Annotated in this window: 25 protein-coding genes and 4 pseudogenes; 17 read left to right on the top strand and 12 right to left on the bottom strand. The window is 57.2% G+C overall.

The window, feature by feature from the left end; genetic code table 11:
• Positions 1–76: 76 nt before the first annotated feature.
• Positions 77–292 (bottom strand): annotated as a pseudogene (locus UB90_RS22575) (transposase domain-containing protein); the annotation flags it as partial.
• 303 nt (positions 293–595) lie between these two features.
• On the opposite strand from UB90_RS22575, the gene UB90_RS22855 reads away from it, so the two are divergent.
• The 4 genes and pseudogenes from UB90_RS22855 to UB90_RS22745 form a co-directional block, all read left to right on the top strand.
• Entirely contained in the window at positions 596–754 is a 159-nt protein-coding gene (locus tag UB90_RS22855; protein ID WP_157888769.1) for a hypothetical protein, read from the top strand.
• Positions 747–1,295: a recombinase family protein gene (locus UB90_RS17175; protein WP_065326903.1), complete on the top strand. Its 549-nt coding sequence runs from the start codon at positions 747–749 to the stop codon at positions 1,293–1,295. The genes UB90_RS22855 and UB90_RS17175 overlap by 8 nt, the downstream gene beginning before the upstream one ends.
• A gap of 232 nt (positions 1,296–1,527) precedes the next feature.
• Entirely contained in the window at positions 1,528–2,127 is a 600-nt protein-coding gene (locus UB90_RS17170) for a hypothetical protein (RefSeq protein ID WP_065326904.1), read from the top strand.
• 43 nt (positions 2,128–2,170) lie between these two features.
• Positions 2,171–2,926 (top strand): annotated as a pseudogene (locus UB90_RS22745) (IS3 family transposase); the annotation flags it as partial.
• 146 nt (positions 2,927–3,072) lie between these two features.
• On the opposite strand, the gene UB90_RS17160 reads toward UB90_RS22745, so the two are convergent.
• Both UB90_RS17160 and UB90_RS22560 read right to left on the bottom strand, forming a co-directional pair.
• Positions 3,073–5,997, bottom strand: a complete 2,925-nt coding sequence (locus UB90_RS17160) for an autotransporter outer membrane beta-barrel domain-containing protein (RefSeq protein WP_081285606.1) — start codon at positions 5,995–5,997, stop codon at positions 3,073–3,075.
• Positions 5,998–6,348: 351 nt separating this feature from the next.
• Positions 6,349–6,615 (bottom strand): annotated as a pseudogene (locus tag UB90_RS22560) (integrase core domain-containing protein); the annotation flags it as partial.
• Between the two features lie 79 nt (positions 6,616–6,694).
• On the opposite strand from UB90_RS22560, the gene UB90_RS17155 reads away from it, so the two are divergent.
• Entirely contained in the window at positions 6,695–6,970 is a 276-nt protein-coding gene (locus tag UB90_RS17155) for an SDR family oxidoreductase (RefSeq protein WP_235859308.1), read from the top strand.
• A 19-nt stretch (positions 6,971–6,989) separates the two neighbouring features.
• Here UB90_RS17155 and UB90_RS17150 read toward each other — a convergent pair whose 3' ends face one another.
• Both UB90_RS17150 and UB90_RS17145 read right to left on the bottom strand, forming a co-directional pair.
• Positions 6,990–7,376 (bottom strand): carboxymuconolactone decarboxylase family protein, encoded by a 387-nt coding sequence (locus UB90_RS17150; RefSeq protein ID WP_065326908.1) that lies wholly within the window; start codon positions 7,374–7,376, stop codon positions 6,990–6,992.
• Positions 7,373–8,353, bottom strand: coding sequence for an aldo/keto reductase (locus UB90_RS17145; protein ID WP_009178425.1), 981 nt, complete (start codon positions 8,351–8,353; stop codon positions 7,373–7,375). Before UB90_RS17145 ends, UB90_RS17150 begins: the two co-directional genes overlap by 4 nt.
• 74 nt (positions 8,354–8,427) lie before the next feature.
• Between UB90_RS17145 and UB90_RS17140 the strand changes: the two genes are divergently transcribed.
• Complete coding sequence (locus UB90_RS17140) at positions 8,428–9,357, top strand: LysR family transcriptional regulator (RefSeq protein ID WP_227512965.1); 930 nt, start codon at positions 8,428–8,430, stop codon at positions 9,355–9,357.
• An 81-nt stretch (positions 9,358–9,438) separates the two neighbouring features.
• Here UB90_RS17140 and UB90_RS22555 read toward each other — a convergent pair.
• The 3 genes and pseudogenes from UB90_RS22555 to UB90_RS17120 all read right to left on the bottom strand — a co-directional run.
• A pseudogene (locus tag UB90_RS22555) lies at positions 9,439–9,765 on the bottom strand (IS5/IS1182 family transposase); the annotation flags it as partial.
• A gap of 182 nt (positions 9,766–9,947) precedes the next feature.
• Entirely contained in the window at positions 9,948–10,301 is a 354-nt protein-coding gene (locus UB90_RS17125; RefSeq protein WP_204161388.1) for a hypothetical protein, read from the bottom strand.
• Positions 10,302–10,346: 45 nt separating this feature from the next.
• Positions 10,347–10,565 carry a hypothetical protein gene (locus UB90_RS17120; protein WP_065326913.1) on the bottom strand — a complete coding sequence of 73 codons (219 nt, stop codon included), beginning with the start codon at positions 10,563–10,565 and terminating at the stop codon, positions 10,347–10,349.
• Positions 10,566–10,627: 62 nt separating this feature from the next.
• Here UB90_RS17120 and UB90_RS17115 point away from each other — a divergent pair, with 62 nt between their 5' ends.
• From UB90_RS17115 to UB90_RS17065, 11 genes are all read left to right on the top strand, one after another.
• Entirely contained in the window at positions 10,628–10,819 is a 192-nt protein-coding gene (locus tag UB90_RS17115) for a hypothetical protein (RefSeq protein WP_065326914.1), read from the top strand.
• A 187-nt stretch (positions 10,820–11,006) separates the two neighbouring features.
• Entirely contained in the window at positions 11,007–11,576 is a 570-nt protein-coding gene (locus UB90_RS17110; RefSeq protein ID WP_065326915.1) for a hypothetical protein, read from the top strand.
• A 33-nt stretch (positions 11,577–11,609) separates the two neighbouring features.
• The gene (locus UB90_RS17105; RefSeq protein WP_065326916.1) at positions 11,610–12,791 is read left to right on the top strand and encodes a TMEM43 family protein; all 1,182 of its coding nucleotides are present in this window, start codon (positions 11,610–11,612) and stop codon (positions 12,789–12,791) included.
• A 33-nt stretch (positions 12,792–12,824) separates the two neighbouring features.
• Positions 12,825–13,292, top strand: a complete 468-nt coding sequence (locus UB90_RS17100; protein WP_065326917.1) for a hypothetical protein — start codon at positions 12,825–12,827, stop codon at positions 13,290–13,292.
• An 11-nt stretch (positions 13,293–13,303) separates the two neighbouring features.
• Positions 13,304–14,122 (top strand): hypothetical protein, encoded by an 819-nt coding sequence (locus tag UB90_RS17095; RefSeq protein WP_074712661.1) that lies wholly within the window; start codon positions 13,304–13,306, stop codon positions 14,120–14,122.
• Between the two features lie 76 nt (positions 14,123–14,198).
• Positions 14,199–14,741: a DUF4453 domain-containing protein gene (locus UB90_RS22550; protein ID WP_065326919.1), complete on the top strand. Its 543-nt coding sequence runs from the start codon at positions 14,199–14,201 to the stop codon at positions 14,739–14,741.
• Positions 14,742–14,749: 8 nt separating this feature from the next.
• Positions 14,750–15,166 (top strand): hypothetical protein, encoded by a 417-nt coding sequence (locus UB90_RS17085; RefSeq protein WP_065326920.1) that lies wholly within the window; start codon positions 14,750–14,752, stop codon positions 15,164–15,166.
• A 2-nt stretch (positions 15,167–15,168) separates the two neighbouring features.
• Positions 15,169–16,077 carry a hypothetical protein gene (locus UB90_RS17080; RefSeq protein WP_065326921.1) on the top strand — a complete coding sequence of 303 codons (909 nt, stop codon included), beginning with the start codon at positions 15,169–15,171 and terminating at the stop codon, positions 16,075–16,077.
• 5 nt (positions 16,078–16,082) lie between these two features.
• Positions 16,083–17,126, top strand: a complete 1,044-nt coding sequence (locus UB90_RS17075) for a hypothetical protein (protein WP_065326922.1) — start codon at positions 16,083–16,085, stop codon at positions 17,124–17,126.
• A gap of 42 nt (positions 17,127–17,168) precedes the next feature.
• Positions 17,169–17,984: a hypothetical protein gene (locus UB90_RS17070; RefSeq protein WP_227511472.1), complete on the top strand. Its 816-nt coding sequence runs from the start codon at positions 17,169–17,171 to the stop codon at positions 17,982–17,984.
• Between the two features lie 274 nt (positions 17,985–18,258).
• A complete protein-coding gene (locus UB90_RS17065; protein ID WP_065326924.1) occupies positions 18,259–19,059 on the top strand; it encodes an autoinducer binding domain-containing protein in 801 nt (266 codons plus the stop codon).
• Positions 19,060–19,223: 164 nt separating this feature from the next.
• Here the strand turns inward: UB90_RS17065 and UB90_RS17060 are convergent, their stop codons facing one another.
• From UB90_RS17060 to UB90_RS17035, 4 genes are all read right to left on the bottom strand, one after another.
• Positions 19,224–20,156: an IS5 family transposase gene (locus UB90_RS17060; RefSeq protein WP_065326925.1), complete on the bottom strand. Its 933-nt coding sequence runs from the start codon at positions 20,154–20,156 to the stop codon at positions 19,224–19,226.
• Positions 20,157–20,563: 407 nt separating this feature from the next.
• A complete protein-coding gene (locus UB90_RS17055) occupies positions 20,564–21,661 on the bottom strand; it encodes an AAA family ATPase (protein ID WP_065326926.1) in 1,098 nt (365 codons plus the stop codon).
• Positions 21,662–22,163: 502 nt separating this feature from the next.
• Positions 22,164–23,714 carry a TniQ family protein gene (locus UB90_RS17040; RefSeq protein WP_065332046.1) on the bottom strand — a complete coding sequence of 517 codons (1,551 nt, stop codon included), beginning with the start codon at positions 23,712–23,714 and terminating at the stop codon, positions 22,164–22,166.
• A gap of 10 nt (positions 23,715–23,724) precedes the next feature.
• Positions 23,725–24,678, bottom strand: coding sequence for a TniB family NTP-binding protein (locus UB90_RS17035; protein ID WP_065325631.1), 954 nt, complete (start codon positions 24,676–24,678; stop codon positions 23,725–23,727).
• Between the last annotated feature and the right edge of the window lie 2 nt (positions 24,679–24,680).

Genomic DNA, 24,680 nt, shown 5'->3' with positions numbered 1-24,680 from the left:
TCAATGCATCCTGACCCTAGCAGTTCTTTCGTGACCGTCCGGTGAAGGCGCTCTGGCGCGGACGAGGCGTCCCCGGTTACGCTGTCTGCGCAGCGTAACTCCAAGGCATCAACTCGTCGAGACGATTGATCTTGTGATCGGCGATGCGTCCGAGCACCCAAGTCAGCTAGGCCTGCGGATCTACGTCGTTCAGCTTGGCGGTCTCGATCAGCGTGAAGGCGATGGCCATGGCTTTTCCGCCGCCTTCGGAACCGGCAAACATCCAGTTTTTCCTGCCGATGGCCAGTTCCCGTTCATTCTGCCCATGTCTGGCAGGTTTATCGGGTTCATTATCGATGGCATGCCTATTTTGGCGCGGACGTGAAGGTTTTCCGGACGCTCAACCGCGGTGATGGCCAACATGTCGGGCTCGAGCGCGATCTAGGTGTTGCAATCCTCGCGCCTGCGTGGATGCTGGATGCTTCAGTTTGTCAGGGTTTCGAGCTTGGCGCACCATTGGCGTCCGCGGATGCGCTTTTCGACCTTCATTCGGTTCTTGGGCACCTTGGTTCTCGGCGAGGCTTCAAGGGTGACGATTCACCCATGGCGGCCCCGAATGAAGCATCGCGAGATCCTGACACCAACCCAGTTGCCGCTGCCTTTGACACAGCCGGCGTTGCTGACGGAACCGGAATACCGGTCGATCGTGACAGCGCTGGCCCAGGTGCTCCTGACCGCGGCAAGAACCGGTCCGGGAGGGCAAAGCGATGGATGACATGGCCCTCACGTTTCCACCGGAGCTGCTGAAGCGTCAGGCTGTGATCTACGTGCGCCAGTCGACACAGAGCCAGGTCATGACGAATCTCGAAAGTCAGCGTCGGCAATACGATCTTGTCGAGATGGCCCGTGGCTATGGCTTTGCCGGGATTGATGTCATCGACGACGATCTTGATGTATCAGCCAGCGGCTGCCAGGCCCGGCCCGGCTTCGAACGGCTTGTCGCCATGCTGTGTTCTGGGTCGATCGGCGCGGTCTTCTGCCTGGAAGTGTCGCGCCTGGCCCGCAAAGGGCGCGACTGGCATCACATGCTGGAGCTTTGCGGCCTGGTAGATGCGCGTATCGTGGATCATGACTGCGTCTACGACCCGCGCCATCCCAATGACCGGCTGCTTCTGGGCATGAAGGGCAGCCTCAGCGAGTTCGAGCTCAGCGTTCTGCGCACGCGCATGGTTGACGCCGCAAGGGCGAAAGTGCGCCAAGGCGTAGCAAGCGGAATCGCTGTGCGCCGTTCGTGGCCTTGCAGGGACAACTGCTAACACCTAGTGGGACCTCGTCACTGGATCAAATCAGTTCGAAGGAGGGCGTGAAACCATCACAAATCCTGGCTGCCCTCTATGAAATCGAGTCCGGCCCGGTTCCCGGTGATCTAGATGACATTCCTTAGATCACTGACTGGTGCGTTATCTGACACGAGGGTCGCGGGTTGAAGTGGCATCTCACGCAAGGTAGAAGTCGCAGTTCCGAATGCCTTACCATGGAGACGCCGGGATGACTTCGCTTGGAAAAATCGTTCGGTCGCGGCCCTTTAAGATCTATGCGTCTTTAGTAATCCTGCTACTGGTTCTGGCAGGCACAAGGCTCGCCCATGATTACCTTGAACGACGCGTTGTCTTTGAGCCACGGTGGCTGACCGATACCGAATATCAGACGCTGATGGACAGGATGGAACAGTTCAAGGAAGCCTATGCAACAGGTGAAGCCGCCACTTTAGCGAATATGCTCCCACCCGGATATCTTGAACAAGGTGCCGCGCGGGTAGAGCGGCAGCCAGAATGGGTGCGAGGTCGCTATCGTACCAGCGCGGAACAGTTGTTCAAGGATATCCAGGTGAAGCGCGTTCACTTCTACCCAAACATAGCGCGTTCCGGAGCGGGCCGTGGAGAGCTCGTACTGGCGCAAATCGAGACGCACATCGATTTTAACTCAGGCAAAGGGGATCGCATCATGCGATATCCGGTCATCGCGATCTGGGACGATGCCGAATGGTGGGTGCTGCACCTGACCAGCAGACCCATGCGCGAGGTGCTTCTGGAAGCTTATCCCGACATTCAGGGGCTGAACGACCGCCCCCTCCACACGGTCAACTAAGCCATTGTTTTGCGCGGAGCAAAAAAGGTTGGCAACCTGCACAGATCCGCGTGTGTATCGACGTGGATTAACCAGACCTGCGGACGCCGAGCTGCGGGAAAGGCTGAAGGAGCTTTCCAGCGAACGGCGTCGCTTCGGCTATAGAAGGCTGCATCTTCTTCTTGGCCGCGAAGGCTGGAAGGTGAACCGGAAGAAGCTCTACCGGATCTACCGGGAAGAGGGCCTGAGCGTGCGCAAGCGTGGCGGTCGCAAGCGCGCGATCGGAACGAGGGTGCCGTTGGCGATCCCACAAAGGCCGAACCAAAGATAGTCGCTGGACTTCGTGTCTGACAGCCTCTCGAACGGGCGCCGTTTCCGGGTGCTGTGTGTCATCGACGACTTCAGCCGGGAATGCTTGGCGACGGTCGTGGACACTTCGCTGTCGGGACAGCGCGTTGCCCGTGAACTCGACAACATCGCCCGGGTGCGCGGCAATCCCTGCATGGTGGTCAGCGACAACGGAACGGAGCTGACATCGAATGCCATCCTGAAATGGCAGGAGGAGCGCAAGGTCGAGTGGCATTACATCGCGCCTAGGAAGCCAATGCAGAACGGCTTCGTCGAGAGCTTCAATGGCCGCCTGCGCGACGAGTGCCTCAACGAACACCTGTTCGCCAACCTGCGCCATGCCAGGGGGCTGATCTTAGCCTGACGCGAAGACTACAACCATCACCGCCCCAACACAAGCCTCGACGGACTCACCCCGTGGGAGTATCACCAACGGTCAGTAGAGGACCAAACCCTGAACAGAGCGAACTAAAAAACGCGGACTCTACGGGGAGCAGTTCAAGCGGCGCACCGCTTCCAGTGAATATACGAACGTCGAACTTCTAATTGCATAGGTTGCACTACCGCTGCGCACCTACGCAACCAGAAAGCCCTTTTTCTATGTGAAGCTAGGGGCGATTAAAATGCGACCTTCAAATTCGCGCGAACCCCGTGGTCGGCGTAGTCATCAGAAAGACGGCCTGAATAACTAAATTTGAAGGTGGCATTAGGGGATACTTCCATACCCAGACCCGCTTCTATGAGCAGTTCATTTTCCGCGATCGGCATGCCTTCTATGTTCATTGCATTCCCCTGCAACCATGCAGTTTGAGATGAGTTTATATCGCCGAATGCATGACGCCAACCCAACATACCAGTCGCTAGTAAGGACTCTGATCCGAAGGCGACCTTCGTTTGACCACGAAGACCTAGAGTTGCGTAGGATGTCTCGGCCGAGATCGCTGCGACGGTCAATGCACCATTGCCACCGGTTTCGCTGAACCCATCGCTGTCATAACTTACATGCGCCAGACCAAAGAATGGCTGTAGCTGGCCGCGTTCCAGTTGATATTCGTAGCTCGCCTCGGCAAAGATGGAGTAGCTGTGCGCGTCATAGCGGCCAAGGGCGGTACCCATGCCAACACTTCCCAAAGAACGAGAGGTGTCTACATCGTGCCAACTCGCCAGTATGCCGCCGCCGAACCGAAGATCTCCGCCAGTTGTACCGAAATAGAGCCCCAGCGTTGCGCTATCAGCATCAGATCGGGCTTCTACATCATTTCGAGTTGAGGTGTTTGAGTAGCCCGCCATCAAGCCCACCTGCACCCCGTTTGCCATTTCTCGGTCATAGCCCACGGCTAATCCGCCAAAATCTCGCCGCGTCCCGACTGCATTGCCATTTCCGTCGAAGTCCGACCACGAGCCAACCCCTTGCATCCAGACATTCCCTGCTGGGTGCGCGGTGTTGTTCATAAAGTGCATTGCATTGCGGCTCACACTTTCTGAACGATGTGTCTCTTGTTGCTGGCGCAAACGAGACATCAATAAGCTCCTGAGCACTTCGGTGTCGTGAACGATTGCTGAGGCGTTGGAACCATGGATTTCGCCCGCCAGTTGATTGTAGGCCTGACGTGCTGTCTCTTCCGACATGCCAAGGATCTGCTGTACCAGTGGGTCACTCAACTCAAGGCCTGCCAATGCTTGCCCCAAATTTTTCTGATTTTGACTTAGCGCGATATCTGAAAAGTTGATGTCATTGCGATCAAGTCCGAGCCAAACTTCGTCGTTTTCATAACTTAGACTTGCATCCAAAAAAGCTAGCTCTGTTTGGACATCATCAAACTCACCAAAAACGCCGCTGGTCGACTCTGCTATCTTGTAACGTGCCGTTGGATCGAACTCAGCTGCGCTTTCCTGATGCACAACCGTACCGCCGTTCAGGAGCAGAAAACCGTCAACCGAAAGGAGATCATTCCCGGTCGGATCAGCATTCACCAGGAAATACGACCCTACAGCAAAATCTGCATCCCCCTCCACGGCAATTGTCCCGCTCAAAGCAACCTCTCCGCCGCTGGTGACATTCAATCTGCCCACAGTGCCTGCGCCACCAAAGCGCGAATTGGCGAATACGTTGACGTCACCGCCAAGCGCGTTTGTAATTCTGAGGTGTCCACCATTCACATTGGTGGTGCCGGAAAAGTTGCTGTTGTCACCGGTTAGAGTGGTATCACCTGCCAGATGCGACAGAGTGCCATTATTCACGATTGCTGCATCAAACTGGTAATCGGCAGTGTTGTGATTGAAGACCAGCTCCCCAGTACCCGCCCCAAAAAGCACTTTGTCCAACGCGACGTGGCCCGCCGCTGCCGCGTCAGAACCACGAGCGGCACCAATGTTGACGATCCCAGTAGACGTGACCGCATTAGCAATTACCAGGTTCGCGGTGGCCGCACTGGTTGCCTCCAGCGTTGCGCCATCAGAAAACGTGGCTATCCCATTGCCGTTATAACCAACCATTAGGTAATCTCTAACGCCGATGCGGCTTTCTGAACCACGCGCATCCAGTGTACCGGTCACACCATCGTCCCAAGCCACTAGGATTTGTGCCCCTTGCAAGCGCCCGCCGTCGGAGATCGTCGCGCTACCCGAACCTGAATTGCCAATCGACACATAATTGGTGGTAGCTACTGAGCTGTCTGCGCCTTCGATCGTGAGTTCACCTGTTGCGCCAACGTCAGAGGCCAATATAAGCCTTCCGGTCGATGAGAGTGAGCCGCCATTCGATACACTGACAGATCCGTCTCCAGCACCACCGACATTCAGCGTTCCGCTTGAAAGTGTCCAGTTGGAACCGTTTCCACTAATTTCGAGCGCACCTGTTGCGCCAGAATATCGTCCAAACGTGACTGCTCCGCTGGTTACACTCGCTCCATTTGAAACGGTTGCTGCAGCCTCACCGTCTCCACCGATCGTCACTCCTGATAGCTGCGCAGACGTATCTTCTCCGTTGATGGTCAACCGGCTGCTTGAACCTTCAAACGTACTTAACGACAGAGAAGAATTGACGGTCAATGTTGCGCCATCTTCTACTTCCAGAAGACCTTCCCCATACAATCCCAAGTTCAGAAAATTCGTTGAAAACTGCGAACCAGTTCCCGTTAAACGCAACGTGCCCGACTGCTCTGACAGCCGATTTGCGGGAGCATTATTGATACTGTTGTTGCCAATGGTTGCAGACCCTACCGTCAGAACTCCACCGTTGCGCACCTCAAGATCACTTCCATCGAGCGACCCCACGAGCAGACCAGATATCGTGCTACTATCTCCATCGAGAACAGGAGCATTATCCCCAGAATTGGTCGCGATCACAGCACTTGATGAGCCGGATGGAGTTCCTGCGCTCCAATTTCCAGGATCATTCCAGTTTGATCCGCTGACCCCAGTCCAATGCACAGCTTGCGCGAAGGCAGCTTCAGCTAGAAGACTGGCTACGACCGTTGCAACGGCCAAGTTTACAGTGTTGATGTACGATTTTCGAATGTATGAACCAGCTAAATGTGACATTGACTAAAATCTCCCCCGTATAAAATGTCATGTTTCCTGATTTCAAAAGTCATGATTTGAAATTCCGAATCCTGACATGATATTTCAATAATTAAAAAGTGCGATTGATCGGTCGTGATTAGAGATTGCGCCTCAGCAATCAGCTTGCATAAAGAATGATGTAATGCAAGCGCGCTGATGAGTAGCGATGGCGTTGCTTTTATTTGACTTTCCACCAACCTCTCACCATAAAGCCGATCTCGGTTCGAATATTTTTCAAAGAGCTGAAAGAGTAGATGCAGCGCGGATTTTATTTTTGCTCAGGGGAGTAAGATTCAACCGCGCGGAAGTGTGTTTTATTTGATCGAAGTTCTATTTCAGTGCGTGAGAGCTGTATGGTGCGCAATCTGGAGTGAATTCGAGTGATCTACCAGTATTCAGCCCCACTTGAGTGGTCCAATTTGGTTGTTCGTGCATGACCAGCCTTTGGTCCATCTGGACGATGGTTTCTGGGGCCGGAGGGCGGTAGCTCGGAACACTATGTGGGCGGTTTGTGTTGTAGTGTTTCCTCCATTCTTCGATCAGGATTTGAACTTCTCGCAGGCTGTAGCGGATTTATCCATTTAATAACTCGGTCTTAGGGTCAGGCCCAATTGATTTCGGGCTGGTGGTGTGAATCACGATCCGAAAACTCGCGGTGAACATGTCGGATCTTTTCTTGTTGATCGACGTCAACGTCAAAGGGGTCCTCTATGGCATCACCGCCGTATTGCCGCAGATGATCTCGCAGAAATCGAGTCAGGTGATCAACGTCTCCTCGGTCGCGGGGCATCTGATCTTTCCGGCCTCCACCGTGTACTCCGCCACGAAACATGCGGTGCGCGTGATCTCGGAAGGCTTCCGTCAGGAAATGACGGCGCATATACAAAATCGAGCTGGCTGCGGAGTGGCAATGTGTGGGCCTTCTTGCATTCGCTACATGGTCCGCGAATGACAGCGATGCCGATCTCCAGTCAGGCTTTACCGGCGGCTTCAAACGCCTTCTTCGCCGCCGTGATCGCGTTCATGCAAGCAGGTACACCGGCATAGACGGAGACCTGCAAAACGATCTCGACAATTTCCTCGCGGCTTACACCGGTATTCATCGCCGCGCGCATGTGGAACTCAAGTTGCCCCTGCGCGGTGCCCATGGCCGCGAGCATGGCGATGGTCATCATTTCTCGTGTCTTGAGGTCGATCCCGTCGCGGCCCAAGACGTCCGCGAAGGCGTATCCGAGGACGAGTTCTGCCGTGTCTGGGTGGAAGGCGTCGAGATTGTCTTGCACCCGTTCCGGCGCTCCCGGCTCAAGACTGTCGAGAAGGGAAAGGGCACGGGTCAGGCGATCGGATGGGGCGCTCATGCGTCCACTCCTTTCATGCCCTCCGCAGTGTAACGGGCACCCGAGACCGGCCGCTCGGCGAGGCCAGCATCAATTTCGGCCAGATCGGTGTCCGAGAGCACAATCTCCGCCGCTCCTACGTTGTCGCGCAGATATTTCGACTGCTTCGTACCGGGGATAGGGACGATGTCCTTTCCCTGCGCGAGAAGCCAGGCGAGCGCCAATTGCGCAGGTGTGCAGTCCTTCCGCTCCGCCACCCCTGCGACGAGATCGGCGATCCGACGGTTCGCCTGCGCCGCATCGTCCTGGAAGCGGGGCAACGAGGCGCGGAAGTCCCCCTTCTCGAACTGACCATCCTGGAAGCGCCCCGTGAGGAAGCCCCGACCGAGCGGCGAATATGGCACGAACCCGATGCCCAGTTCGCGGCACGTGGGCAGGACCTGGGCTTCTGGTCCGCGGGACCAAAGGGAGTATTCTGTCTGCACCGCTGTCACCGGATGCACGGCATGCGCTCGTCGGAGTGTCTCGGCGCTAACCTCGCAGAGACCGATCCGCGCGATTTTGCCCTCGCCGACCAAGCGCGCGAGCCCGTCCATGGTCTCTTCGATGGGTCGCCCCTGCTCGACCCGGTGGACGTAGTAGAGGTCGATCCGCTCGACGCCGAGGCGTTGTAGCGAGCCCTCGCACGCCTGCCGCGCATAGTCCGGCCCGTTGTCCAAACTGCGCCGATACTCGCCTGGTGCGCGGACGATCCCGAACTTCGTCGCGACCTTCATGGGTGACGACGTTTCGCTTAAGAAACGACCGATCAGCTCCTCGTTGTGGTGCGGACCGTACATGTCCGCTGTGTCGAGAAAGTCGATCCCGAGTTCGGTCGCCTCGTGAAGGACGCGCAGGGATGTGTCGTCATCACGAGGCCCGTAGAACTCACTCATCCCCATACAACCAAGGCCGAGCGCCGAGACCGTGAGGTCAGTGCCGAGTGTCCGTCGTTCCATGTCTCTCTCCTGTCTTGTGCAATCAACAGGGGTGTGGCATTTCCGATGATGTCAGGAAATGGCCGTAAACGGTAATGGGAATTCCGATTATGGAAAGGCAGAGACTGGTTTGGGATGACGTCTCGGTGTTCCTCGCCGTCGCCCGGTCGGGCTCACTTAGCGGCGCGGCCGCGGCGCTTTCCATCGGGCTGGCGACCGTTTCCCGGCGGGTCCAGCGGCTGGAAGCGTGTCTTGGAGACCCGCTCTTTCTGCGGCACCACACCGGCTACCGGCTGACCGAAGAAGGCGCGGCTCTGGTCGAGCGCGCCGAAGAGATGGAAGCCGCAGCGCAGGCCTTCGGATCGGGCCTGCCGGAAGAACCGGAGGTGTCGGGAACCGTTCGCCTCGCCACGGCCGAAAACCTCGCGACCGCGCTAATATTGCCTGAGTTGCCGCGCCTGCGCCGCGCCCATCCGCGCCTGACGCTCGAGATTGCCACCGACATCGCCACCGTGAACCTGCACCGCCGTGACGCGGACATCGCGCTGCGAATGACCAGGCCCGACCGCGGGCATGTCTCGGTGCAGCGTATAGGAACGCTTGGATACGGCCTTTATAGCGCGCGGTCGTACATGGAAGGCCGCACCGGAGGTTCCGAAGTCGATCTCGAGCGCGACGAGCTCATCGCTTGGGCCGAGGGGTACGGCCACCTTCCTGCCGCCCGGTGGGTCGAGCGTGCCCTTCGTGGTCGGGCACCTGCGGTCGTGACCACCTCGCTTGCAGCCCAGGTGACGGGCTGTGCCTCGGGATTGGGCCTCGCCGTGTTACCGCATTTTCTGGCGCAGCCGCGCGACCTGGTTTGTGTCGACGCCGACTTGGGCATCGACCAGCCAATCTGGCTCGTGACGCAAACTGATCTGGCGTCCTCCCGTCGGGTGCAGGCCGTCGCGAGCTTCTTGCGCGAGATCGTGTCGGAACACCGGGGCGCTCTTAGCGAGGCTCGCACATCTCGGACCGATGCTTAATTATGAGGTCCGGCTGCCGTGGTCGGACGAAAATCGGGAAGCGGCTCTCTGATCGCGGTTATGTTCAAGGGCATGGTGAACCGCAGCGGGATTACGCGCCGCTGTCCATTGGCTGGCAGGATCCGCGTGCGCAGTGAACTTGGGCTGGACGGGCGTGGCCGCACCGAAGGCCTCCGCGTCAAGGGTGTCGAGATACTCTCTCACCGCCCTCGGAGCATCCTTCGGATCAATCGCGGAAGCGTCCCATTTATCCTGACGGCTGGAGCTCTGCTTCTGGACGTCGGCGCTGATCAGGCTGGCATCGACAGCAAAGCCTTGGCCGCCGACTAGGCCATGGGCAATGCACTGGGCCACCACATGTTCGAAGACGACGCGGAAGATGTCACTGTCACGGAACTTGCCATGTCGAAACGCAAGCAGCACGCGCCTGAGTTCAAGGCCAGCCCAAATCGGCCGCGATTTTCACAGAGGGCTTTGCACTTGCAGCGCAGAGGAGACCGTCGAGACCGGCCCAAAGCCGCCGTTGGGCACGAGTCGAATATTCTGCGGCTGCAGCCCGCATTGCTGACATTCGCCCAGGTGCATATCTACTAGGCGCACGCAGATGATCGAAGAACTCCGATCAAACATCGAAACTCTGTGTCATCAGACGCGCCTTTCCAGGAGTTTGTGAAACGGCAAACAACCTGAAGATTACCGGGTTCATAGAGCCCGCCACTGTCGATGCGATCTAAAGAAGCGAACATCGCAGGATCGCCGTTTACTTCATCCAGTTCCAACAGAAGGCCCGTCAGTTCGCAGCGATACTCCTGAGCCCCCATAAGTTCGGCGATGTAGTCTTGAAGTGCTGCTGCGGACGGAAACAGGAGGTCCTTCTTTTTAACTACACGCACCGCTGTCTGACCATTCGCTGAATTGGTGGTCGAGACGGCTGTACGGGTCATTCTAACGAAGTTTCTTTGCCCTTGTATCCACGTATAGGATCAAGGTCAAAACGGGCTGCATGCCGACTTGATGCGGCGCGGCGTCAATAAAGCTTTTTTTTCATCTTCCCTGTGCCGCCGGATGGAGCCAACCAGCCAGCCCAATGAGGACATCTGTGCGCCGCGGAGAAAATGCTCCGCTGCATGGCTTTGTGCAATAGAGCCGATTTCGCCGGTGCGCGCAGACAGATATCCCACCCGACCGCAATATGGAGAAATATCCATATGTTTGCCTCCGCCGGCTGTCGCTATCAAACGCTGACAAAACGTCAAACAGGTGAACGACCATGAAATTCACGACCATTCTAGCTGCCCTTGCGCTGACGCTATCCGCACCTGCCTTTGCGCAGGAAGCCAAAGGCACCGAAAAACAAAGCGCGCCTGCATCCGGTGCGGACACCCAGGAGCGTGGCACCGGTAACGGCAAGGGTACCCGGAACCCCACGCGCCAAATCTCCGCGCAGACAGATCTGATGTAACCAATGGTTTGCTGCGCAGGTCGGCGCTGACAGGTGCAATTATCTGCCTCGTTTGCACCTGACGGACGTCGCCTGCGCGCAAAGCAACGTTAGTAGCGAGTAACCTGTTCACCTGACTTCGGGTTCGCCCCAACCGAACAGAGGCTACCAAATTCAACAAAACCTTTGAAAACCTGAGCCTCGCCAAATGATAATCCATCTGAATGAACCTGATCGCCTCATCCTGAGGGGGACAACCAGCGTCATTTCGGCCGTTTTGTGCAGTATTCTTCTTGTTGTCGTTGGGCTCAGCCTGAGCGCAGCCGTGGCCGGTTACACCGCGGGCTGGGGCGTTGCTGCTGGAGCTGTTTGCATCGGTGGAGGTATTGTATGGCTGGTCTACCACAAAACAGAAGTTGTGTTTGATCGCGCCAGCAACCTACTGACCCTGCGAAAAACAATGCTGCATGGCACGCGCGAGGACACCATCACGCTGGAAAACGTGAAGCAGGCTGATGTTGATCTGAAGCGCAATGAACGTAGCAATAACCGGCTGCACACCAGCTATACCTACCGGCTGTGCGTGGTGACAGGCGCTGCTCAGAACAGGCATCGTGTTGCGCTGTCCCATGGTTACACGACGAGCAGGCGCCATCTTGTGACGGCGCAGAAAATCAACGACTGGCTGGGCGTCCCCGATGCGCCGATCGCCGTTGGGCCCAGCATGGCAGATGTTGCCGAAGTCATCAAAACCTTGGGTTTTGGCAAAAGCACCTGACCCGCGTATCCAGAAATTTCAAAGGTTTAAATCGTGTCTCAGTTCACGGAAACAACGCAAGTTGGCCTGTTTGCCCGGCTGAAAAACGCCATCAAAGGCATAGGACTTGGAATCAGCTTTATCGGTATCGCTGTGTATTTTCTGTTTTGGAACGAAGGCAATGCCGTGCGTACAGCTCGGGCGCTTGCCGAAGGGGCCAACCAGGTTGTGTCGGTAGACCACAGAGTAATTGATCCGCAAAACGAAGATCGCCTTCTGCATATAAGCGGCCCGCTTGCGCTTGAGGTGCCGCTGGCGGATGTGGCGCTGGGGATGGTCGCGTCTGCACAAACCGTGCGTCTTGAACGCAAGGTAGAGCAATTTGCCTGGATCGAAGACAAGCAAACCAAGACGGAGACAAAACTAGGTGGCGGGCAGGAAAAGACCACGCGATACACCTATCGTCAGGATTGGACGGATGCGCCAGCCAGTGGAGCAGAGTTTCGGGTTCCCGAAGGACATATGAACCCGCCGATGCCAATCGCATCGAAAGTGATCCGACAGCCAGAGGGCACAATTGGTGCTTTTACCGTAGATGATGAGATTTCAGATCTGGGCGGTTCAACACCGATGCTGTTGGACGCACAGCAAGCTGAGGATGTCGCGCGGTCTCTTTCGTTGGAGCAGCCGGCGAAACTGGTCGCGGGGCGGGTCGTTTTTGGTGCGGGTGTCACGGCTCCGCAGCTTGGTGATATCCGGGTGAGCTATCACGCGTCTGAAATCGAGAAGGCAAGCGTGGTCGGTGTACAGCGCGGCGACACGTTGCTGCCCTACACTGCACAAAATGGACGCAAGGTCTACTTGGTGGAAGAAGGGCTGAGGACCGCGGACGAGATGTTCCAGACAGCTGTTTCCAACAACACCTTCAAAACCTGGATGCTGCGCATCGGTCTCTTGGTCCTGCTGTTTTTGGGCTTCAAGGCGCTGTTCGGGGTGGTGGACGTGATTGCCAGCATTCTGCCTTTTCTGGGATGGATCACGGCCTCTGTTACCTCGTTGATCAGCGTCGCTCTTACGCTGGTTGTCGGTGGCACCACGATAGCGATTGCCTGGGTCTATTTCCGGCCTGTTCTGGCGCTCCTCATCATTGCTGTCGCTCTGGCCGGAGCTGCCGCCAGCGCCTATTGGCTGCGTAAATCAGCGCCCGAGACACCCGAGACACCCGAGACACCCTAAATTTCCAACCTATTCCGCGTGACAGGACACAATATGAAACAGATATACCTTTCGATTGGGCTGATGTTTGGCGCAGGCGCGCTTCAAGCCGGGCAATTCTGCGAACTTGACGGCACCGAAATGTTCACCTGCACGCTGAAGGGCGGCACGCAGGGTGTCGAGGTCTGCAACGCGGTCTGGGCAGATGGCACCAAGGCGGCTTACGGGTTCTTCAAATCCAACGGGGCGGTGGAAAAAGAGATCCTGCAGGACATGGCCACGATCAGCGCGTCGCCCTGGAATGGCATGGGGAATTTCATGAGCGAGTCCGTGACCTTTGATGGTGGCGGCGGCTACGCCTATGAGGTCTGGTGGGGCAGCGAACGCGCGGCAGATGCCACCGAAATGGGCGGGGTCAATGTTCTGAAAGACGGCGCGGTGATCGCTGATATTCCCTGTGACGCGGGCAGCGTGAACAGCGACCTGTCTTCGCTCATCGAGCTGATCGACGCGGCGCAATAAGGGCTGTTATGATGCTGCCAAGAACTCTGTCAGCGGTTGCCATTTTGATGGTGACCGGGTGGTCCGGCACAGCCAACGCACAATCTGTTTGCGGTGGCGAGGTGCTGTTTCAATGTGCAACGGACGACGCCAACTCTCGAGAGCAGATTACCGTCTGCGCCAAGGATCAGAGCTATATTCTGACACGTCACACGCTGGCGTCGGGCGAAATGTACTATGACACGCCGCTGATTGCCGATGCGAATACAACGTGGTTCAGCTGGTCCGAGGACGATCAGTTGCTGCTGGAAATCGGGTTCTGGAGCACCGACCTGGCGGAGCCCGTGACCCTGCATGCGTCGCTGCCGTGGGACGACATGGAGGAAACGCTTGCAGCGACCGGCGAGTACAGCATGTGGCTGCAATCACCGCATTGGCGCGCTCATGTCGATCAGACACTATGCACGCCGGAAACGATCTATGCCGACCCCGAGGCACTGTGGGGCGCCCAGGATACCCGCGGCCCGATTGCCGCGTTCTTTTCCCAGGATGAGATCATCCCGCGCATAAATACGGTTGGGGTGGCACGGGTGGCTGACACATCTGGCCACCCCGAGGGCCTGCCGGTCTATGCCGCGGCACGCCCCTCGGCCGCAACCCCGATCTGGTGGATGCTACAGCCCGGCGACACCGTTGATATCATTGATCGTGAAAATGATTTCGTCGCTGTTGCCATCCCAACACTGGGCCTGGCGGGGTGCTTCTTGCGACCCGAAGCCCTTGGCCAGCCCTATAACGGGCCCTGTGCCACAGGTTGGGTCGATGGCGCCTATCTTCAGCAAATACAATAACACCGCAGGCATGTGGCGCGCGGTTCCATTTGGCCTAAGCCAGGCACACGCCCCGCACTTGTTTAAGGAGATGACGATGAAAGCACTGGTTCTAACTGCAGCCCTGACCTGCACTGCGGGCACTGCAAGTGCCTTGTGTGAGGACGCGTGGTATTTGCGGAATATGGCCTTCGACAGAGCAGGTTATTGCTTTGGCTCTGCCCTGGGTAAGTCGGTTTTTAGTGCAGAGTGTTCGACGAAATCTCCCAGCCTGAATGACTGGGATCAGCGAATGGTCAGCGCACATAAACAACTGGAAGCCAGCTATAGCTGTAAGATTAATACCAAAGGTCGCCATTTGGCCTCTTCGTTGATCGGAAAGCTGGATGATGTCGACCTCTTGCCGACGCTGTCACAGTTTGAATCCTCCTGTGTTGGCTACACTGGCGCACCGGTTACCCTGACCAGTGGCATCGGCATGCGTGACAGCTATCCGACAGGCACCATACAAGGCGGCGCTACGGTACACTTTCGTTTTGAACCATGGGGTGGGTTTGAGTTCGTCGAGACGGAGACAGGGGCGGGGTGGATGCCTGAAGGATCGGTCAGCCCTGATGACTGCACTGCTTTTGCAGGGTGAGCGGCCTCATGCGTTCGAAGTTGCTTTGTCTTTTGGCCTTTGCGCCTGTCGTTGGTCATGCGGAGTGCCTGCCGCCTGAAACCCAGGCCCTATCATGCGCCTTGCCGAGTGGAGGGCGTCTGGAACTGTGCTGGACGCCGCAAGACGCCCGATTGGCTTTTGAAAAAGAGCCAGGCTTTGCCGCCGAAGTCAGAGTTCCTTTAGGGGATGTGACAGGTCTTACCGCGCGTGACTGGGCGTCCTCAACGCTGCGCGGCGTGGGTGCGGGCTATGAAGTTTACGTATCCGGACAGGCTGCAGGCATGAACCTGATCCGGGACGGCGGTGGAACCTCTTCATATACCTGTGCAACCGGCACAGTGAATGGATCGCTTGCGGAGCTGAACGAAGCGGCACTCTATGCCCCAGCCTCAAAGGAGAACTAAACGTGCGATCGTTTTTGACAAAATTCGGGGTCAGTCTGCTGTGCTCGGCGGGCATGGCGCAGGCCTTTTGCGACGACATTCTGGCGACACAGGTGCTCTGTCTTACTGAGGAGGCAGATGAAATCAAAGTCTGCAGCAGTCAGCACCCTGAAACAGGAGATCCGGTTTTGGAACTCCACGTGACGCCTCAGATCTCGGATGGTCCGATCTATCGGCTCGCCGCCGATGTACCTTTCGGCATGACGCCGGGTACGGGCGGGTTCCCGTGGGATGTGCATGAGTTTTCTTTTCTGCATGAGGGTGGGCGCGCTGTACTCAGTGTGAAAACACCCATGGATACTGACGACACCTCTGGTGCGGAGATTTGGCTGGATCTGTTTGGACGCGGAACCGCCCCAGATCGCAGCCTCTCTTGTATGCAACCGGCCCTGAGTGCGGAAATCGAAAACCTCTTGGCGTTGCGTCGTGTCTCAATGAATACCATGCGGACGGGGCCAAGCGCCGACAGCGCTCCGTTTTACCAGCCGAGCAAGCCCATCCCCGGAGCCACACCCCATGGCAGCTATGACTGTCGAGAGGTCGCCGGGGTGTTGAGCAATGAAGGCACCGAAAACGGACAGATCGCGCTCTATGCGGCACCATCGGAGGAGGCCGCGATCCTTGGCTATGCCTTTCCCTCCGATCTTGGCTCCGCTTTTGAATGCGTCTCTGAGGACGGCTACTCTGGCATAATCTGGATAGATCCCAACAAAGGCGACGGTGCCGGTGGCTATATGGCCCAGCTCGATTATGAGGCACGTCTGGCTGCCTGCTCCATGACGCCCGATGATTGGCCGCCGAACATGGCTTACTGGGGCAATTGCTCCAGCGCGTGGGTGAAACAAGGCAATATTGCCGGGTTCGGGGGCTAACGCAGATGAAGCGCTACTTAATCGCGGCGAGTTTCGCCGCCTGTGCAGCTCCGGCCTTTGCCGGCTGTGAGGGCGGCGGGACACAGGTATTCTATTGTGACACGGAGAACGCCTCTCGCGTCCAGGTGTGCCTGCAGAATGACACCGTTCAGTTCCGCGGCGGTCCTGACCTGTCTGACCCTGTCTATGACCTGTCCATGCCAGTGCAGTTCATGCCCTACCTTTCAACTGGTCTCGCGCAATCCGAAGAAGATTTCAGCTACATCCGTTTTTATGAAGGAAAACGGGTTTTCACTGTGGGCGTAGATCGGGATCTGGAATTCGCCTCCGTGTCTCTGGGACTGGCGCATGATTTCATGCCTGCGAACGAGGAGGCCTGTAACCCGGATTCTATTGTCGATAACTTCCACGTGCTTGACCAGTTTGCCCATACTAAGGGCCGGGTCGCTCCGGTTGTATCCGTTCCCGAGGTGTCACCGGACTGCGGGCCGATCCATGCACTGCGGCCTGCGGAGTGGATGGCGGACAAGGATGTCAGTCCGATCCACCTCGGGCCTGAGGAGGTCACAACCGAGGTCATCCCGGTGGATCAGAAAGTGCGCGTCTGTGGCGCTCCGGTTGAGGGCTGGCAGGGGGTACGGTTCCAGTCATATGGGTTTGAGTGCGATTTGAACGCACCGGATGCAATCGGCGCCGTGTGTAGCTCCGGCTATGTGCGCCTGTCTCAACTTGCAGAGATCTCCGGCCCGGCGTCAGAGCTTTCCCGCCCACAGGCGCTTGCCTGTCAGGCTGGTGGCTTTCGGTTTGTGATGGCGCGCGCCGATAACGGAGCCGTCACAATCGAAAACGAGCAGCTGCGTATGACCCTGTCACCGGGATCGGGGCCACAGACCACCACCGACACAGGGTCTGAGCAGGTCATGCGCTTGAACGACAAGCTAACCCTTTCGGTCTCTTACGAAACGCTTGAACTCAATGTGTCCCACAGCGAGCAGGGCCAGCAATCCGGCATCTGCGTACCTGTAGATCTGAGCGAAGTGTCAAAATGATCTGAGATTTGCCCCTGCTGCGGGTTAACCCATGGCAGGACTTTGTTTTTCAACTCAGTTTCCAGGAATACCTTGATGATTTTCAATCGGGCTCTTGCGACAACCGTCGCATTGATCTTGTCGCATAGCGCAGCGTCTGCCGCAGATCTGGCAACCATCGGCGGTGCCAATTTTTCCCAATCTTCCGCACAAATCCGCGCAACTTTTGAGGCGGAGGGCTATCGCTGTGAACGTTTGGACGTGATGGACACTGACGATGGAAAACTTGATGAAAAAGGCTGCGCACTTTGGAAGGACGAATTTTCCTTTTCTAGCTCGGATACGCGCGTGATGTGGACGATGCGCTATCAAAAAGACAACGAGATGCGGATCCTCGTCCTTGGTGAGCAGCAAGACCAGGATCGCGTGTTGATGCTTGGCCAGGCCACGTTTTTCGAAGATGCGGCCATCGAGATGTCCTCCTCGGAATTCCTGGAGGATAGGCTTGCTGTATTGTTCGAGGTCACACCGACATTCGGCACCTTCGATACCTCTGAGGATGCGTTAGATCTGTGCTTCCTGATGACGGAAGATGCCACTGCCCTGACCCCTGCGGGCTTGCCGAGTTCTGCATTGGAGGAAAACCAGAAGTTTCTTGGCTCTCCAATCAGTCCGGCAGCCATCCTCTGCGAACGTTGGATGAACCACAAACGCGATGCGGTTGTGGATTTTGCCCGATCAGATGCAGGTCCCGCTTATGCGCGTAAGATCGTGTATTACGCCGAGGGCGGTAAACCTCAACAATACATGGATATGTTGTGGAACGTTCAGGCAACTGTGGACTGGAACAGTGGAAGCGTTCCTACTTCGGACAAATAGCATTGTGTAGCAAACAAAAGGTCACTGGCCATGAAAGGTTCCTTTCGCCGTTGAACCTTTCATGGCAATCCTCTTGTGGGTCATGCTCTTTCAGAGCGCAGCCAAATTGAACAGCGCCCAAACCGTAGAAGGATATGCCCTGCGGGGAAACAGTGCAGTGGCGGCAGCGTGTTGTTCTCACGGCTAGAAAATTCCCCTTAACTCCTCAATAAAGATTGATATCTCGGATTTTGAATTTAACCTTGTGGTACTTCAAAAACTGTGAGATCGAACCATGCACGCCCCCTTCGACCTGATGGTAGATATCACCGAAGCGCCTTCTCTTGATGCAAAGTATGAAATTTTTTCGAGCTTCATCGAGGCGGAGTATGGGTATGTCGGTGTGAACTACGTCCTTTTCACAGATACGCGGTCGCTACAGGGCATTCACAGCAACCATGTTTCAAAACGGTCGGGCCTCCCCGATGAATGGCGTGAGATCTATCAGCGAAACAACTATGCTCGGGACGACCTTGGCATGCGGATGGGTGCCTTGGCCCATCAACCCATACTCCAATCGAGCTTTTACCGTCTATTGCACGAGGAGAAGCTGCCCCAAAATTTAGCCCGTGTGGTGGGCGGGGTGCGCGATTTCGTGTCCTCTGGAGTGGTAATCCCACTTGAGGCCAATGGTGTCAGAGCGGTCGTGGGACTGTATGATACCTCAGGAAAAATTGCCAACCATGACGCGCGTTTTGAAAGGGACAGGACGATCATTCAATCGCTCGCAAATCATCTTCACATGTGCAGTGATTGGTCGGACGATATAATAGTCCAGATGGGCTTGAGCGATATGAACCTACAGGTGCTGCGTTTGAAAGCGCAAGGCCTGCGGGTGAAGGAAATCCTATATGAAATCAAACGCGACAACCCCAAAACTGTTGATAATCACATGCAACGGGTTCGCAAGGCTTTGGGTACACGCAATGACATGGAGACTATTCAGCGTGCGGCAAAGCTTGGGTTACTACAAGAGGATAGCCTACACGCTCACCAGATCGGCCCCCAGCTTTATGACGCGCTAAGGCTACGATGAAATCAGATCGGGACCGCGTTTGTGTCGGAGATTTCTTGTAACCAGAACTGCGATGAGTTTCGCTGAGGCTCCAATGTCTCAATTGCACAGCCATGAATTCGCATAGGACCGGCGCTGTTGCACAAATCAGCTAACAGCCAGAGTTCCCCTTTCCTCGGACACACTTATCCTAGGGCCAAGGTGACAGGGATGCCGAGTGCGGTGAAGCGATTCATGACCGCTGCACGGATCTGAACTTCGGCGACCTGGCGGTCGAAGTCTCGTGACATTAACCTTTGGCCGAGCAGCTTCACGCAGTTTATTTTCGTCTCCACCCTGCTACGGCGGTGATACCCGCTCCAGTTTCGCCACAGCGCCCGACCCAAGTGCTTCGATGCTCGCAGGACCTCATTTCGCGCGCGAGCTCCGGCCGTGTCCGGCTTCCAAGGCCTCGCAGTCCGCCTCGGCGGAATGACTGCCGCCGCGCCCCGGGCCGCGATGGCATCATGGCAAGCGCGGGTGTCATAGGCACCGTCGGCGGTGACGGTGGCGATCTCCTCCCCCGCCGGAATTTGGGCAAGCAGGTCCGGCAGCATCGGCGCGTCGCCGACATTGCTGGAGGTGACCTCGACCGCCCGGATCTCCAATGTTTCCTCGTCGATCCCGAGGTGGATCTTGCGCCAAACCCTGCGTCGCGAGCCACCGTGCTTGCGCGTGTGCCACTCTCCTTCACCTTCCACCTTGATGCCGGTGCTGTCGACGAGCAGGTGACGCGCGCCGTTGGAGCCCCGATACGGGATGGTGACGTCCAAGGCCTTTTGGCGACGCGACAGGGTGCTGAAGTCAGGCACGGACCAGCCAAGGCCGGACAGTTCCAGCAGGCTCGCAACGAACCCTATCGTCTGGCGGAGTGGCAGCCCGACGAGGACCTTGAGGGTCAGGCAGGCCTGGATCGCGGCGTCGCTATAGGACTGCTGGCGACCGCGACGCCCGGACGGTACCGCCTCCCATTGCATCGAGGGATTGAACCAGACGGTCAGCGATCCGCGCTGCCTCAGCGCATGATTGTAGCTCTTCCAGTTGGTCGTCTTGTATGTCGTCTTCGGAGGTCTGCTCATGTTGAACAGCTAGCATGTTGGATTCACGAGATGAATCCTCATGGATTTGCGCAACAACGCGCGAGTGAAGCCTCCGCAGATTGATCATTCAGTGCCTCAAGCCTCGCTCCGTATCCGCCTGAGCGTACCCGAACTTTGTTGCTTGCATTGTCTTTGTATCCATTGCCTTTGAGGGAAATCATGGGGAAGCCTCCAAAGTCACCCGAAGCGAACGTCAGCTATGGCAAATCCAAGAAGATCATAATGCATATGCGGAGAAGGTCTGCTTCCCGCCGTTTCGTGTCGGCGCCTGGCGTAAAATTGCGTCTTGCAGGAATGCCGCTTGGGCTGCCCCCCGCCAGCTGCAGCCATCAGCCCAAGCCACTGCTTTGGTCTTGGCCGACCTAAGGCGCGCTCGCATCAACCACTCAATGCGACAGTGGGCTGCTTGCCATGGCCTCCGCCCTCGACAGCATCCTGGACACGTGGCGCAGATTGATCTCATGCGCCTCAGCAATCTGGTCGATCACCTCGCATATCGCGCCCAGGGCAGCACCACCCAGCCCTCGTCGTGCGCCCTCGCGCTCCGCGAAGAAGATGAGATCACTCTTGCCGGGGCCGGCGACGCGCAGGATGTCCAGGCGGCTCAGGAAGGGGGCCGGAAGCGTCGTCAGGCTGTTCGAAGTCAGGACCCAGCTGATCCACGACATGTCGAAGCCGACCTGGTAATAGGGGCACTTCCAAGCCACGGCTGACGAGCGTTCGAGCAGCGGCAGCAGCCCTTCGGCCAAGCCGTAGGCCTGCCCCTTGGTCGAGGTCGGTGTTCCGGCCTTCTCGATCTCGTCGACCACCACGATCGGGTTCGCGCAGAGGCTCTGCACGATGGTCTGCAGGGGCCGTCCAGGGAAGGCCGAGCCCCAGCCGCGTTGCGAGCCGTTGACGACAAAGGAGGCCTGCTCTGCGGTCCCCTCGATGCCACACCGCGGCACCCCGAGATGGCGCCCGAGTTCGCGCGACCAAACGCTCTTGCCGATCCCCGGAGGCCCATCGAGCAGCACAGGTGGCAGCCGGAAGCCGGGCTCCCCCACCCTCACCGAGTGGCGCATCGCTTTCCAGAGGAAGTCAGTGGCCGCCGCCATCCAGGGCATCTCGGCATGAATGGCTGCAGCGATCTCATCGGCGCGGTGTTCGCTGGCGATGCCGACCAGATCGGCCCCGCAGCGGAACACCTCCAGCGCGCGCCGGTCATCTGAGCTAAGATGGCTAAGCCCGGAAACCTTGGCGCGCGCGCCCATTACCCGGCGCGCACGGCGTAGCACCTTGGTGCGGTCCTTTTCCGAGAGCGGTATGGCGATGAGATCCTCGTTCCAGCGCAACTCATCTTCAAAGTCTCCCGGAACCTTTGGGGACACCCCATCCTGAAGGGCACGGAGCTTGCGCAGGTGCCACTCGAAGCGGCGCTTGAGGGCGAACTCGTTCTCGTCGGGATCGGAAAAGTGGGCATCGATGAACTTGATTTTCGTCATGGGGGTCCTTTCTGGCGCGTTGCGCCATGCCCTCGGGCAGAGGTTCTGCTTGAGGGGGATGTTGGAAAGAACCCGGCCGGGATTGATCCTGATGGATGCCGAAAGCACGGCTAGCCGTCAACGGCGCCCAACAGGGCGGAGCGCTACGACGGCGCATCAAAGGCCGCAAATCCGCTCACCTCACAAGCCATTGATTGAAAAAGAAACCGCCGACTACTACGCAGCCGATGGTCATTAATCCTGTGCCGGAATGGTCAAATAACCCCGGAAATGGACAAGTTTTAGTAGGTCCTACAAGCGTGTTGAACCCACAAGAACTTGTCCATCAACGACGCCCCCTTAGAGTCAAGCAACTGTAGGTAAAGGAAAAAATATCGGACCCACACTTGTAGGCCGCTAAACGACCATTTTACCCAGAGATAATGACCATCGAAAATTGACAAAAAAATGCCGCCCGAAGGCGGCATAGCTGGATTTTCAGCTGAAGATTGCAGCGTAGAGCTCAGCCCATGAAAAAATATGAGTCCTGAGGCAGGCCTGGCGGTGGAGATTCGATGAAAGATTGCATTTCATTTGGGTCAACAACCAAGGCGGCGAAACCGTGTTCACCGGTCACGCGAAACACTTGTTTCAAATGCCCCAAAAACATCAATTCCAGGATAATCTTCAATCGCGCCCGACTTTTCTCAGTGTCCCCAGTCTTCCGGAATGGGTGAACGTAGCCTTCGGGTGCCTCGTCTACTGTGGGGCAGTTGGCATCAAGAAAAGCCAAAATCGGCTTCACGCCACGTCCATCAACTGCTTTTCCAATCTTGCACTTGAGGGCGTAGGGGACCTGAGTGCGGCTTAGTTGACCAATTTCCAAGAGGATCTCAATGAGTAGACGGGATGCTCCCAGTACGTCCTGCAAGCGCGTGATAGGAATCGCGTGCTTCACAATGTCGATCAGATCTTGCGCAACGGTATAATCAACCACTAGTCGATTGCTCTTCTGGTCGACCTCATGTTGCGTCAATAATCCAGCAACTTTCAGGGTGTCCCGCAAGCGCCTTGAATCAAGACCTTCAGCCAATGCAATTGAAGCGACGCTGCAAAAGCGGGGGGCCGCAACCGGCCTTCCCAACAGCATTTGCCCCTTCCTGAGTGGCGTTGTCTCAATAAGTACCTCCCGAAGCACTTCACGAACAGGGCCAGGATCTTTGGAGTGGCGACCAGCGGACAGCCATGTGTAGAGCATTCCAAGGTCTCTCATCGGTCTTACACCATCATTGTGCATCGGTCTTAAGCACGACAAAAGGTAGTCCCGGACCTCATTTGCCCCGAGAGAGACAATCGGCCATCCGGCGCGCCCTGCAGCGTCCCACATATCACTCGTCATTTCGGACGCTTTCTTATCTGGGCCAAAAGCCGCGAGCGCGCCAATCATTTCAGTTGCACGCACCGCCTGATCGATATTCTGACCGTCCAACCACGCTGGACCGATCTGTCCCTCCAAGCGTCCCACAGTGTAAGTCTGCAACGGAGAGACGGTTCGAACGCCACATGGAGTGCGCAGTTGCTCTGCACCGATCAAAGTGCTCATAGCCTGCAGTTCATGCGTCTTACTCTCCGATTTCCCTGAGCGTAAATCGCGCAGGCTGACACCGTGAACTGGACAGGTGCGGACAGAATTGAAACGCCAGATGAGCCGGTGGCGTATAGCTGCTTGGGGGTGCCGCCACCCATCGCGATCTTCCATAAGACAAACAGGACAGATGCGAGTACACGCGCCGGTCGTGAACTCTTTCGCGAATTCGAGCCTGCGTAGCTGATAGCGACCGCCCCCGATGGCCCTGATGTTATTGTTCAATACGGGGGTTGGATCGTAACCCGCTTTCTCACAAAGGCGCCGAACTGAACCATCTTCACCCCGCGCTACGTCTGGCAGGGAAAGTCCGATGTCAGTCAGAAATGGTGCAACACGACCACCAGTGTGCAACGCTGCCTGCCGTGCTGCCCACGACAGGGGCGTCTCATCATCAACGAATGGCATCCGGGGAAACAGAGTACTCATAAGACTGCCCTCACCGCTTTTTCCGACGAGGATGCTCTTCCTCCTCGACCTCATCGGGTTTCAGGAGCCAGTAGTTTTCAGCGTAGAAGACGTTGTCGGCGGCCGTGCAGGCCTCGTTCATCGCGTAGGCCGCCGCGAAATGCCCGATATCCAGGTCGTCGTCGCCGCGCCCGATGGCGATTTCCATGGCCTGCAGCAGCAGCTCGAGGGCCCGTCCGAACCGATAGCGCGCCCCGTGGAAGACGCGTCCGATTAGATCCACTTCGGTCGGTGCCCCGAGCCCCACCCTCTCGCAGTACTGCGTGATGACATCACGAAAACTGTCGCCATCGACCTGCTCCACGAGATCGGGCAACACCATTGCGGTGAACCTGCGCTGCACCTGCGGATCTGTGCGAATGACCTTGGCGAGGTCTTCTGTGCCGGACAGGACCACGATGACGGCATCGTCACCCTGCATCAGGGATTTCAGCGCCCTGAGGATCAACTTGCGGTCCGCGCAGAAGAGATCCTGCGCCTCGTCGATCCAGAGCACCGAAATCCCGAGAAGCTGCAAGCGGTGACGCAGGTCCTGCACGAGCGACCAGGCCTCCTTGCGCGAATTCTCAACGGGGTAGCCACTCTCGGCCAGCAGGGCGAGCATCATACTCTTGAATGTCGCGGGGCTCGGAACCGAACATCCGAGATAGCGGGGGCGCCCGTATTCGCCCTCCTGCAGCACCGTGAGCTTGGACAGCGTGCGCTCCAACAGATGGGATTTGCCGCTTCCCGGCCCCCCGATCAGCATGACCCCACGGGTTTCCCCGGTCCGGGTGAAGCGCTTGGCGACAGGGGTCAGCGCCCCTTGTTCGTCCGTAGCAAGAAGGCGCGTCGTGTGCATTGCCGCCTCGGCATCACGTGCAGAACCGATGTGGAGGCTGCGGACCCGTTCCAGGGCGCCCTTTGCGGTATCAGCTTGTGCCATGA

It is taken from the genome of Tritonibacter mobilis (assembly GCF_001681715.1).
Classification (GTDB): domain Bacteria; phylum Pseudomonadota; class Alphaproteobacteria; order Rhodobacterales; family Rhodobacteraceae; genus Epibacterium; species Epibacterium mobile.
The sequence above is the reverse complement of the archived record's forward strand: the minus strand, read 5'-3'. Positions and strand labels throughout refer to the sequence as shown.

Coding starts and splice junctions, on each gene's coding strand:
- UB90_RS22855 (WP_157888769.1), top strand. CDS start 596: ATGAAGCATCGCGAGATCCTGACACCAACCCAGTTGCCGCTGCCTTTG.
- UB90_RS17175 (WP_065326903.1), top strand. CDS start 747: ATGGATGACATGGCCCTCACGTTTCCACCGGAGCTGCTGAAGCGTCAG.
- UB90_RS17170 (WP_065326904.1), top strand. CDS start 1,528: ATGACTTCGCTTGGAAAAATCGTTCGGTCGCGGCCCTTTAAGATCTAT.
- UB90_RS17160 (WP_081285606.1), bottom strand. CDS start 5,997: ATGTCACATTTAGCTGGTTCATACATTCGAAAATCGTACATCAACACT.
- UB90_RS17150 (WP_065326908.1), bottom strand. CDS start 7,376: ATGAGCGCCCCATCCGATCGCCTGACCCGTGCCCTTTCCCTTCTCGAC.
- UB90_RS17145 (WP_009178425.1), bottom strand. CDS start 8,353: ATGGAACGACGGACACTCGGCACTGACCTCACGGTCTCGGCGCTCGGC.
- UB90_RS17140 (WP_227512965.1), top strand. CDS start 8,428: ATGGGAATTCCGATTATGGAAAGGCAGAGACTGGTTTGGGATGACGTC.
- UB90_RS17125 (WP_204161388.1), bottom strand. CDS start 10,301: ATGACCCGTACAGCCGTCTCGACCACCAATTCAGCGAATGGTCAGACA.
- UB90_RS17120 (WP_065326913.1), bottom strand. CDS start 10,565: ATGGATATTTCTCCATATTGCGGTCGGGTGGGATATCTGTCTGCGCGC.
- UB90_RS17115 (WP_065326914.1), top strand. CDS start 10,628: ATGAAATTCACGACCATTCTAGCTGCCCTTGCGCTGACGCTATCCGCA.
- UB90_RS17110 (WP_065326915.1), top strand. CDS start 11,007: ATGATAATCCATCTGAATGAACCTGATCGCCTCATCCTGAGGGGGACA.
- UB90_RS17100 (WP_065326917.1), top strand. CDS start 12,825: ATGAAACAGATATACCTTTCGATTGGGCTGATGTTTGGCGCAGGCGCG.
- UB90_RS17095 (WP_074712661.1), top strand. CDS start 13,304: ATGCTGCCAAGAACTCTGTCAGCGGTTGCCATTTTGATGGTGACCGGG.
- UB90_RS22550 (WP_065326919.1), top strand. CDS start 14,199: ATGAAAGCACTGGTTCTAACTGCAGCCCTGACCTGCACTGCGGGCACT.
- UB90_RS17085 (WP_065326920.1), top strand. CDS start 14,750: ATGCGTTCGAAGTTGCTTTGTCTTTTGGCCTTTGCGCCTGTCGTTGGT.
- UB90_RS17075 (WP_065326922.1), top strand. CDS start 16,083: ATGAAGCGCTACTTAATCGCGGCGAGTTTCGCCGCCTGTGCAGCTCCG.
- UB90_RS17065 (WP_065326924.1), top strand. CDS start 18,259: ATGCACGCCCCCTTCGACCTGATGGTAGATATCACCGAAGCGCCTTCT.
- UB90_RS17060 (WP_065326925.1), bottom strand. CDS start 20,156: ATGAGCAGACCTCCGAAGACGACATACAAGACGACCAACTGGAAGAGC.
- UB90_RS17055 (WP_065326926.1), bottom strand. CDS start 21,661: ATGACGAAAATCAAGTTCATCGATGCCCACTTTTCCGATCCCGACGAG.
- UB90_RS17040 (WP_065332046.1), bottom strand. CDS start 23,714: ATGAGTACTCTGTTTCCCCGGATGCCATTCGTTGATGATGAGACGCCC.
- UB90_RS17035 (WP_065325631.1), bottom strand. CDS start 24,678: ATGGCACAAGCTGATACCGCAAAGGGCGCCCTGGAACGGGTCCGCAGC.